This window comes from Streptomyces sp. NPDC051020, assembly GCF_040683105.1.
Taxonomy (GTDB): domain Bacteria; phylum Actinomycetota; class Actinomycetes; order Streptomycetales; family Streptomycetaceae; genus Streptomyces.
In genome coordinates, this window is sequence record NZ_JBFBCG010000051.1 from 47044 (window position 1) to 57754 (window position 10711).

9 protein-coding genes, 1 pseudogene and 1 riboswitch are annotated in these 10711 nt (G+C 68.3%); of the genes and pseudogenes, 4 read left to right on the plus strand and 6 right to left on the minus strand.

Annotated features, from left to right (window positions below):
* Positions 1 to 425 precede the first annotated feature (425 nt).
* Both AB0N06_RS25485 and AB0N06_RS25490 read right to left on the minus strand, forming a co-directional pair.
* Positions 426 to 629: pseudogene (locus tag AB0N06_RS25485) on the minus strand (VOC family protein); the annotation flags it as partial.
* 23 nt (positions 630 to 652) lie between these two features.
* On the minus strand, positions 653 to 1048 hold the full coding sequence (locus tag AB0N06_RS25490) for a VOC family protein (protein WP_366136994.1): 396 nt from the start codon (positions 1046 to 1048) through the stop codon (positions 653 to 655).
* Positions 1049 to 1478: 430 nt separating this feature from the next.
* Here AB0N06_RS25490 and AB0N06_RS25495 point away from each other — a divergent pair, with 430 nt between their 5' ends.
* Positions 1479 to 2366: a hypothetical protein gene (locus AB0N06_RS25495; RefSeq protein ID WP_366136995.1), complete on the plus strand. Its 888-nt coding sequence runs from the start codon at positions 1479 to 1481 to the stop codon at positions 2364 to 2366.
* 56 nt (positions 2367 to 2422) lie between these two features.
* Complete coding sequence (locus tag AB0N06_RS25500; RefSeq protein ID WP_366136996.1) at positions 2423 to 3004, plus strand: Uma2 family endonuclease; 582 nt, start codon at positions 2423 to 2425, stop codon at positions 3002 to 3004.
* 497 nt (positions 3005 to 3501) lie between these two features.
* Here AB0N06_RS25500 and groL read toward each other — a convergent pair whose 3' ends face one another.
* The 4 genes from groL to thrC form a co-directional block, all read right to left on the minus strand.
* Complete coding sequence (gene groL, locus AB0N06_RS25505; RefSeq protein WP_358861679.1) at positions 3502 to 5124, minus strand: chaperonin GroEL; 1623 nt, start codon at positions 5122 to 5124, stop codon at positions 3502 to 3504.
* A 325-nt stretch (positions 5125 to 5449) separates the two neighbouring features.
* Positions 5450 to 5656, minus strand: coding sequence for a cold-shock protein (locus tag AB0N06_RS25510; protein WP_003967346.1), 207 nt, complete (start codon positions 5654 to 5656; stop codon positions 5450 to 5452).
* A 433-nt stretch (positions 5657 to 6089) separates the two neighbouring features.
* Positions 6090 to 6368 carry a MoaD/ThiS family protein gene (locus AB0N06_RS25515; protein WP_266730791.1) on the minus strand — a complete coding sequence of 93 codons (279 nt, stop codon included), beginning with the start codon at positions 6366 to 6368 and terminating at the stop codon, positions 6090 to 6092.
* Positions 6369 to 6401: 33 nt separating this feature from the next.
* Positions 6402 to 7703, minus strand: a complete 1302-nt coding sequence (gene thrC / locus AB0N06_RS25520) for a threonine synthase (protein ID WP_366136997.1) — start codon at positions 7701 to 7703, stop codon at positions 6402 to 6404.
* A 17-nt stretch (positions 7704 to 7720) separates the two neighbouring features.
* A riboswitch (SAM riboswitch) is annotated at positions 7721 to 7847 on the minus strand.
* A gap of 152 nt (positions 7848 to 7999) precedes the next feature.
* Here thrC and AB0N06_RS25525 point away from each other — a divergent pair.
* Together AB0N06_RS25525 and AB0N06_RS25530 are read left to right on the plus strand one after the other, a co-directional pair.
* Complete coding sequence (locus tag AB0N06_RS25525) at positions 8000 to 8950, plus strand: glucosyl-3-phosphoglycerate synthase (protein WP_366137000.1); 951 nt, start codon at positions 8000 to 8002, stop codon at positions 8948 to 8950.
* Between the two features lie 54 nt (positions 8951 to 9004).
* Entirely contained in the window at positions 9005 to 10399 is a 1395-nt protein-coding gene (locus AB0N06_RS25530) for a trehalose-6-phosphate synthase (protein WP_366136998.1), read from the plus strand.
* Positions 10400 to 10711 lie beyond the last annotated feature (312 nt).

Sequence of the window (10711 nt, forward strand, 5' to 3'; positions counted from 1 at the left end):
TTCATGCCTTGCCTCGCGCCGCGATGATCTCGCTGTGGGGCGGGGCGATCTCTCGGCTTCGGAGTCGACCACCGGCCAGCGGTGGTCGTGCACTGCATCCAGCCCGTATCCGCCAGGTTGGAGCCGGTGTCGTAATTACGGGCGTCAAGCGCTGATTCCTCGCGTGCACCTTTGCGTCTCGCTAGCCGAACCCGGACCGTCTGGCAGTGCCGGCCCGTCCCGACGTTGTCAGGGCTGCTTACCGCCCGTCCCAGCATCCCCTGAGACAAACTGCCCTCAGGTTCAACCGGGTTGCTGCGACAACACGGCGGTGAAGGTCTCTCACCTCACTCGACTCCATGGCGCCTCGTGGCGCACCCACCCGTTACGACAAACGCGGCTACGCCTACCTCGGCACAGCCACCGCCGCCGCCCTCGTCATCTGGCTACGAACGTGATCGGCCGGACAAGTCCTCACCGATAAGGGTCTGCTTCGGGCGGACTACGCAGAACTCGTTCCCCTCCGGATCGGCCAGCACGGTCCATGACTCGTTGCCGCTCTGCCCGGCATCCGCACTGCGGGCGCCGAGTGCGAGGATGCGCTCGATCTCGGCCTCCCGGTCGTCCGCGGCGGACGTCAGATCGAGGTGCCCCGTGATCGGCCGGACAAGTCCTAGTTGGGCGGCGCCAGGGTGCGCAGGACGCAGAACTCGTTGCCCTCGGGGTCGGCCATGACCACCCAGCTTCGGTCTGGGCCTTGGCCCACATCCGTCTTGGTGGCGCCGAGGCCGAGCAGTCTGGTCACCTCGTCGTCGGTGCTGCCGTCGATCGGGCTGACGTCGAGGTGAAGCCGGTTCTTCGCGGTCCTGGCCTCGGGCACCTGGATGAACAGCAGGGTGGGCGACATCTGGCGGGCCCGAACATCCTCGACGGTCGGTACCCAGGAGCCGATCTCGACCTTGCCCCCGTTCCGGTCGATCACTTTGAAGTCCAGGACCTCGCACCAGAATGCCGCGAGTTTCTCCGGATCGTGGCAGTCAACGGCCAACTCGGTGAACCTACTTGTCATGCCTCTCCCAGGTAGTGCGGACGGGGCTCAGCCTACGGGGCCGCGCCGCCCATCCGGCAAGTCCCGGATCGCTACGACCAGTAACCCTTGGAATCGATCATCTGGCCGCAGCACCGGGCCACGCCCGGGTGGTGTTTGCCGGACAGCTGGGGCGCGTCCCCGTCCACAGCTGGGAACGCACCCCTGACCCCTGACGCGCCGGCGACGGCCCGTACGCCCCGGGGCTCAAGCCCCGTACTCCGAGCCCTCTTTCCAAGGAATGGGTGGGGGACCTCTCCCCACCCACCCACCCCAGCAGGCATGTTCACTTTTCGTGATCGGCTTGCCACGCAAGGTCGCGAAGCTCTAGCGTTCCGAATAACGAACGGCCCCTGCCGGTGCGGGAACACCGAACAGGGGCCTGACCAACAAGATCGAAAAGAGCGATCCAATGGCTGCCAACAAGCTTAGTGCTGCCCCGTGCGCACCGCACGTACCCCCGCACACCCCGTCGCACCCGATGGCCAATCCGGGTTACGGCAAGCGGTCCGCGTCCGGCCAACACCCACGCACCGCACGCGATTTCGCGCATCTGCCGCCGCGTGAGACCGCTGTCGCCGCCTATGTCGACCGGTTGCCGGACGGCGCCGACATCTCCGTGAAGACCCTCGCAAAGATGCTCCCGTACGGGCAGTGCGCGCTGCGGACCGCGCTGAACAACCTTCAGCGGGCCGGGCATCTGCGCCGGGGCAGCGAGCACCTCATCGGCTCGGGCAGCGCGCGCTGGGTGACCCGTACGTTCTTCTCCCGCACACCTCGCGACGACGCCTGGTGGGCGGCGTTCACCAGGGGCGACGTACCGCCGGAGCAGCAACGGCCCACCCGCTCCCGGTCCTTCGTCCTGCTCGCCGCGCTCGGCCGCACCGCACCTGCACTGAGCCTGTCGGGGGCGGACTGCGCGGCGCTGGAGCCGTACGTCACGTTGTGGTTCGACCGGGGCGCCACCGAGGTACAGCTGCTGCACGCGCTGACCGACGGGTTGCCGGTGCCGGTGCATCACGCGGCGGCACTGGTCCGCAGTCGCCTGACCGCCAAAATGCCACCCGAACGGGTTGCCCCGCACACCCCACGCACTGTGCTGCGGGTCCTGGAGTGCGCGAAGTGCGGCACACCGGGGCAGCCGGAGGCGCTGCCGGGCGGCGAGTGCGGACCGTGCCGGGGCGAGCAGGTCCCCGTACCGGCAGGCAGGCACGGGGCGGTACCGGCCGGCGGGGTCCGCGACCGGATCGCGGAGGTGCGGGCGGCGATGGTCCCCCGATCCGAGAGGACACGGACATGACGGTTCAGCTCACGCGCGCCGAAAGCGGGGCACGATGGTGGGGAGGAGGCGACGCCATGACCCCCAGCACCGCTGACCACGCACAGATGTCCGTCGAGGAGTTCGAGCAGCTCGCCCGGTCCGCTCCCGAGACCGTGACGCTCGAATTCATCAACGGAAAGCTGGAGGTCAAGCCGGTGCCGGACCAGATCCATGGGGCCATCGTCATGTGGCTGCTCCGGCAGTGCATGCAGCACCGCCCCGAACTGGCCCTCTATCCGGAGCAGGGCCTTCAGGTGGAGAAGTATCGGGGAGGGCGCGCCCGGGCGGACGGCGCTCTCGCGCCCCTCGACCACTTCGTCGGCCAGACCGGTGAATGGGCGGCACCGGACGGCGTCCTGATGACCGTGGAGGTCACGTCGCACGACTCGGACACCGACCGGCGCGACCGCGTCGAGAAGCGCGACGGCTACGCGGCCGCCGGAATCCCTGTGTACCTGCTCATCGACCGTGACGCGGAAAAGCTGGTGGTCTACACGGACCCGCACAAGGGCGAGTACCGAAGCCGCACCTCGCACGCGTACGGAGACACAGTCTCGCTCCCTGCCCCGGTCGGCATCACCCTGGACACCGACAAACTCAAGAACTACGCCCTCTGATCTTCCCCCGGCGTCAGGACCAGCCGACCGCGCGGCCCGCCCGCTGCCGGTCGGCGGTGCGCCCGTGGCGTTCCGTCATCGGTCTCCGCATCCGCCGGCTTGACCACAGCAGCGCCACGCCACCACCGACGCCGAGACCACGACCCCACATGTGGGTGCGGTATTAAACTGGCTGACGCATGGACAAATCCCGACATAAGGAGATATTCACCATGGCCAAGCGAGGCAACAAGCGACGCGGTCGCAAGAAGAAGAAGGCGAACCACGGCAAGCGCCCCAACGCCTGAGCGCACCGACGCCGGCCCCGCCGTGTACGTGGTGTCGTTCTTCGCCCCGTGGCTGCGCGGGCACGACGACCATCTGCTGGACGGGCCTTCGGCCCGCTTCCCTGCGATGGTGATCACGCCGTAGGGCCGCACCGGTCCGGACATGACGTCGGCCCCCGGGACCAACTGGTCCCGGGGGCCGACGTACAGGCACTTACCGATCCGTCAGGATCAGAAGTCCATGTCACCGCCCGGCATGCCGCCCGGAGCGGCCGCAGCGGCCTTCTCCGGCTTGTCGGCGATGACGGCCTCGGTGGTCAGGAACAGCGCGGCGATCGACGCGGCGTTCTGCAGAGCGGAGCGCGTGACCTTCGCCGGGTCGAGAATGCCCTCGGCGATCATGTCGACGTACTCACCGGTCGCGGCGTTCAGACCGTGACCGACGGCCAGGTTGCGCACCTTCTCGACGACGACGCCACCCTCGAGACCACCGTTGACGGCGATCTGCTTGAGCGGGGCCTCCAGCGCCAGCTTGACGGCGTTGGCGCCGGTCGCCTCGTCACCCGAGAGCTCCAGCTTCTCGAAGACGGCGGAAGCCTGCAGCAGCGCCACGCCACCACCGGCGACGATGCCCTCCTCGACGGCCGCCTTCGCGTTGCGAACGGCGTCCTCGATGCGGTGCTTGCGCTCCTTGAGCTCGACCTCGGTCGCGGCACCGGCCTTGATGACGGCCACGCCGCCGGCCAGCTTCGCCAGGCGCTCCTGGAGCTTCTCGCGGTCGTAGTCCGAGTCGGAGTTCTCGATCTCGGCACGGATCTGGTTGACGCGACCCTGAACCTGGTCGGTGTCACCGGCGCCGTCGACGATCGTCGTCTCGTCCTTGGTGATGACGACCTTGCGGGCACGGCCCAGCAGGTCCAGGCCGGCGTTCTCCAGCTTGAGACCGACCTCCTCGGAGATGACGGTGCCACCGGTGAGGATGGCGATGTCGCCGAGCATGGCCTTGCGGCGGTCACCGAAGCCCGGGGCCTTGACGGCGACGGACTTGAAGGTGCCACGGATCTTGTTGACGACCAGGGTCGACAGGGCCTCACCCTCGACGTCCTCGGCGATGATCAGCAGCGGCTTGCCGGACTGCATGACCTTCTCCAGCAGCGGAAGGAGGTCCTTCACGTTGCTGACCTTGGAGTTGACGATCAGGATGTACGGGTCGTCCAGGGACGACTCCATGCGCTCCATGTCGGTGGCGAAGTACGCCGAGATGTAGCCCTTGTCGAAGCGCATACCCTCGGTGAGCTCCAGCTCCAGACCGAAGGTCTGGGACTCCTCGACGGTGATGACGCCTTCCTTGCCGACCTTGTCCATCGCTTCGGCGATGAGCTCGCCGATCTGGGTGTCGGCGGCGGAGATGGAGGCCGTGGAAGCGATCTGCTCCTTGGTCTCCACGTCCTTGGCCTGCTCCAGCAGAGCGGCGGAGACGGCCTCGACGGCCTTCTCGATGCCCCGCTTGAGGGCCATCGGGTTCGCACCCGCGGCGACGTTGCGGAGGCCCTCACGGACGAGCGCCTGAGCGAGAACGGTGGCGGTGGTCGTACCGTCGCCGGCGACGTCGTCCGTCTTCTTGGCGACTTCCTTGACCAGCTCTGCGCCGATCTTCTCGTACGGGTCCTCGAGCTCGATCTCCTTGGCGATGGAGACACCATCGTTGGTGATCGTGGGTGCGCCCCACTTCTTCTCAAGGACGACGTTCCGGCCCTTGGGGCCGAGGGTCACCTTGACGGCGTCGGCGAGCTGGTTCATCCCGCGCTCGAGGCCGCGCCGCGCTTCCTCGTCGAACGCGATGATCTTGGCCATGTGAAGTGGTCCTCCCGGACAGGGGTGGATTGCTCCGGACCGTGTGGCGCCCGCGACGGACGGCCTGCGTGCCTGACGGTTCCTTGCCCCGCCGGGCCTGCGGGCCTCACCGACCCGGTCCTTCTGTCACTCTCAACGTCAGAGTGCTAACGCCCAATGATTAGCACTCGACCCCTTCGAGTGCAAGCGCCCCTTCGAGTTCATGGATGGCGCCGGGCAGCGTCGGCGCGGTCGCGGGCAGGCTCCGGGACGCACGAAGGGCCCGTACCCCCGGGGGTACGGGCCCTTCGTGCGTGAGTAGTGTCGTTGGCCGACCGCGTCGAGCTCAGCCGACGGCGAGCTTGACCATGTCCGCCTGCGGCCCCTTCTGGCCCTGCGAGATTTCGAATTCAACTCGCTGACCCTCTTCGAGGGTGCGGTACCCGTCCATCTGGATCGCACTGTAGTGGACGAAAACATCCGCACCACCGTCGACCGCGATGAAGCCGTACCCCTTCTCCGCGTTGAACCACTTGACGGTGCCCTGAGCCATGCCTAACTCCCCTATTACTGGCCCTTGCACAGGACCGCACTTCGCGGACCCGGGTCAGAACTCACCCTCCGACAGGAGAGGGTGCGTGCGCCGGAACGCGTCGACCGCGGCTGAATGTATCTGCCCAACTGCCCTCTGCAACAGGTCAATCGGACGAGAATTCCGGGCAGCGCCGAACGCCCGAAGATGAGGAATTTACGCGATTCCAGGGCAAGTCGGGCCGGACAAAGGCCACTTACGGCGCAAGGAGTGAGAACACTTTGGCTGCATCTTGTCGCGGGCGGGCGCATTCTCATATGCGGTCGGCACGGGCAGCGGAGGGGACTTCCCCCACTGTACCGCGCTCAACCATGCAGAATTGCCCCCTCCGCTTAGCTTGCAGAGGGGGCAATTCCGGTAACGCTGTGAAGTCGGCCGCAGGGCCGACCACTCGTCAGCAGCCGCCCGCGACCGCCGGGATGATGGAGATGCCCGCGCCGTCCGGGGTGGCCGTCTCCAGGCCGCCCTCGAAGCGGACGTCGTCGTCGTTGACGTACACGTTCACGAAGCGGCGGAGCTTGCCCTGGTCGTCCAGGACTCGCGCGGCGATGCCCGGGTGGTTCCGCTCCAGCGACTCGATGACCTGGGAGAGGGTCGAGCCCTCGGCCGGGACCTCGGCCTGGCCGCCCGTGTAGGTGCGCAGGATGGTGGGGATACGGACCTTGACGCTCATCTGGGTGCCTTCCTTACATCTCGGGTGGTCGGGTCAGCCGTTGGCGAGGCCGGCATCGCGGAACGCGTCCAGGCTGGGCCGGATGGTCGCGGTCGGGCCGGTCGTCGGGGCGACCGCGTCCAGCGTCTTCAGACCGTCACCAGTGTTCAGGACGACCGTGGTGAGCGTCGGGTCCAGCAGACCGGCCTCGATCAGCTTCCTCGTCACACCGACCGTCACCCCGCCCGCCGTCTCGGCGAAGATGCCCTCGGTGCGGGCCAGCAGCTTGATCGCATCGACGATCTGCTCGTCGTTGACGTCCTCGACCGCGCCGCCGGTGCGGCGGGCGATGTCCAGGACGTACGGACCGTCGGCCGGATTGCCGATCGCCAGGGACTTGGCGATCGTGTTCGGCTTCTGCGGGCGCACGACGTCGTGACCGGCCTTGAAGGCCGTGGAGACCGGGGAGCAGCCCTCGGCCTGGGCGCCGAAGATCTTGTACGGCTTGTCCTCGACGAGACCGAGCTTGATCAGCTCCTGAAGACCCTTGTCGATCTTCGTGAGCTGCGAGCCGGACGCGATCGGGATGACGAGCTGGTCGGGCAGCTGCCAGCCGAGCTGCTCGCAGATCTCGTACGCAAGCGTCTTGGAGCCCTCGCCGTAGTACGGGCGCAGGTTGACGTTGACGAAGCCCCAGCCCTCACCGAGCGGGTCGCCGATGAGCTCCGAGCAGAAGCGGTTGACGTCGTCGTAGTTGCCCTCGATGCCGACCAGCTCACCGCCGTACACCGCGGCCATGACGACCTTGCCCTGCTCCAGGTCGTGCGGGATGAACACGCAGGACCGGAAGCCGGCCCGGGCGGCGGCCGCGCCCACCGCGCCGGCGAGGTTGCCGGTGGAGGAGCAGGAGAGAGTGGTGAAACCGAAGGCGCGGGCGGCCTCGACGGCGATCGCGACGACGCGGTCCTTGAAGGAGTGCGTCGGGTTGCCGGAGTCGTCCTTGACGTACAGACCGCCGGTGACGCCCAGCTCACGGGCGAGGTTGTCGGCCTTGACCAGCTTGGTGAAGCCGGGGTTGATATTGGGCTTGTCCGCGACATCGGCGGGGACGGGCAGCAGCGGCGCGTAGCGCCAGATGTTGTCCGGTCCGGTCTCGATGCGCTTCTTCAGCTCGTCCGGGGAGCCGCTCGGCAGGTCGTACGCCACTTCGAGCGGCCCGAAACAGGACGCGCAGGCGAAAAGGGGACCGAGCTCGAAACGCTCTCCGCACTCGCGGCAGGAGAGCGCCGCTGCGGGGCCGAGGTCGACGGCGCCGGTGGAAGAATCGGTGCTTACTGCAACAGTCTGCACAGCCATGATGGCGAGGCCCTTTCTCCTCATCTTCCTCGCGGCGCATTTCGCCACGAGCCGGAATTGGCACCTTCCCCACCTGACCTCGCGGTCGGCAGGGGGGTTGCCGGGACTTCAACGGGCCGTTCCCTCAGTCCCTCTGGATGAGCGCTATGGCACTGGATCAACGACCCAGGCATTTATTGGCGGAGGACCCCGACATGCGACGGTCATCCGCGTTGTTCAAGACTGTAACCGAAGCCCCGGACGGTTGAGACAGTCGTCCGAACCGCGAGATGGATCACATGCAGGGAGTATCGACCGTGCTGGAAGAGGTCGAACGCTGGCTGGCCGGGCGTTCCTGGTCGGCAGCCGACCGCCCGCTGGACCGGCTCGTCGCCGCCAAGAGCCGGGATCCGCGGCGCGGGAGCGTGAGCGTGGTGCTGCCCGCCCTGAACGAGGAGGCGACGGTCGGCGCCATCGTCGAGACGATCCGGGTCGAGCTGATGGAGAAGGTGCCGCTGGTCGACGAGCTGCTGGTGATCGACTCCGGCTCGACGGACGGCACGGCGGAAGTCGCCCGGAAGGCGGGCGCCCGAGTGGTGCACCGCGACGCGATACTCCCGCGCATACCCGCGCTCCCCGGCAAGGGCGAGGTCCTGTGGCGCTCGCTCCTGGTCACCAGCGGTGAGATCGTCTGCTTCATCGACGCCGACCTGAGGGACTTCTCCGCGGAGTTCGTCTCCGGAATCGTCGGCCCGCTGCTCACCGACCCCGAGGTGCAGTTCGTCAAGGCGATGTACGACCGCCCCCTGGGCGACGCCGCGGGTCAGGGCGGTCGCGTCACGGAACTGGTGGCCCGCCCGCTGCTCAATCTGCACTGGCCGCAGCTGGCCGGCTTCGTCCAGCCGCTCGGCGGCGAGTACGCGGTGCGGCGCTCACTGCTGGAGCGGCTGCCGTTCCCCGTCGGTTACGGAGTGGAACTCGGCCTCCTGGTGGACGCCCTGCACACCGTCGGGCTGGACGCGCTGGCACAGGTCGACGTGGGGGTGCGCAGACACCGCCACCAGGACGGCCAGGCGCTGGGACGGATGGCTGCGGCGATCTATCGCACCGCTCAACTCCGACTGTCCCGAGGTCACTTGATACGCCCGGCCCTGACCCAGTTCGAGCGGGGCGAGGACGGCTTCGTGCCACGCACCCATCCGGTGGACACGGAGGAGCGGCCCCCGATGTGCGAGATCACGGAGTATGTTTCGCGGCGCGCGGCCTGACGTGGCCTGACTTCGCACGTTTGGGCGGTTCGCGATCGGGCTAGATTCCGCAACATGGTCTCCGAGCACGAAGCCCAGTCCGCTGCCCAGGTCCTCGTTGCGTCCAACCGCGGCCCGGTGTCGTACACGCTGGCCACCGACGGATCGCTCGACGCCAGGCGCGGCGGCGGCGGGCTCGTCTCCGGGCTGAGCGCCGTCAAGGACAAACTGTGGGTGTGTGCCGCGCTCGGTGACGGGGACCGGGAGGCGGTCCGGCGCGGGGTCGCCGAGCAGGGCGTACGGATGCTCGACATCGACCCGGCCGTCCACGCGGACGCGTACAACGGCATCGCGAACTCGGTGCTCTGGTTCGTCCACCACATGCTGTACCAGACGCCGCTGGAACCGGTCTTCGACGCGGAGTTCCGGCGGCAGTGGGCGTCGTTCGAGACGTACAACCGGGCCTTCGCCGAGGCGCTCGCCGAGGAGGCGGGCGAGGGCGCGACGGTGCTGGTGCAGGACTACCACCTGGCGCTGGTCCCCGGCATGCTCCGCGAGCTCCGCCCCGACCTTCGGATCGGCCACTTCTCGCACACCCCGTGGGCGCCCGTCGACTATTTCCGCCTGCTTCCCGACGACATCGCCGAGCAGCTGCTGCACGGCATCCTGGGCGCGGACCGGGCGGCCTTCCTGACCCGGCGCTGGGCGGACGCGTTCATCGGCTGCTGCACGGAGATCCTGGGCGGCACCGGCCGGACCAGGATCGGGGTGCACGGGCTCGGCGCGGACGCGGACTTCCTGCGCGGGCGCGCGCACGAGGCGGACGTGGACGAACGGATGGCGGCGCTGCGGGAGCAGGTCGGCCCCGGGCGGAGAACGATCGTACGAGTGGACCGAACGGAACTGTCCAAGAACATCGTGCGCGGCCTGTTCGCGTACCGCGCGCTCCTCGAAGAGCGGCCGGAATGGCGTGAGCGCGTCGTTCATGTCGCCTTCGCGTACCCCTCGCGGCAGGACCTGGCGGTGTACCGCGACTACACGGCCGAGGTCCAGCAGGTCGCCGACGAGATCAACGCCGTGTACGGCACGTCGGGCTGGACGCCGGTCGTGCTCCACGTCAAGGACGACTTCGCCCGCTCGCTCGCCGCGTACCGGCTGGCCGACGTGGCGCTCGTCAACCCGATCCGCGACGGCATGAACCTGGTCGCCAAGGAGGTCCCCGTCGTCTCCGACCACGGCTGCGCGCTGGTGCTGTCGCGGGAGGCGGGGGCGTACGAGGAGCTGGGCCGCGACGCGGTCGTGGTGAACCCGTACGACGTGTCCGCGACGGCGGCGGCGCTGCACGAGGCTTTGACGATGGCGGACGACGAACGGGCCGCGCGTACGGAGCGGCTGGCCGCCGCGGCGGTGGCGCTGCCGCCGCAGCAATGGTTCCTGGACCAGCTGGACGCGCTGCGGCGAGAGGCTTGAGGGCGAACCCGTCCGGCGATCGCGGACACACCGTGGCTGCCGGGCTTCGGTTGCGTTCCGCGGCCGGGACGAGGTCCTGCACGATCTGGCCGTCCGGATCTCGCAGACGCCACTCGTCGTTGAGGATGCCCTGGGGCGTGTTTCGAAAAGCCCCGTCTGCCGGGCGGCGTCTGGCACGCCCTACAGGCGGACGACGCTGCTTTCGAAGCACGCCCTAAGCTTGAGATAAAACCTGTGGCGGTCAGGGGGCGGGGTGTTCGGTTCGCCGCTCTTCTGTTCGTTGGCTGCCTTCGAGCAGGGCGTTGCCTACGT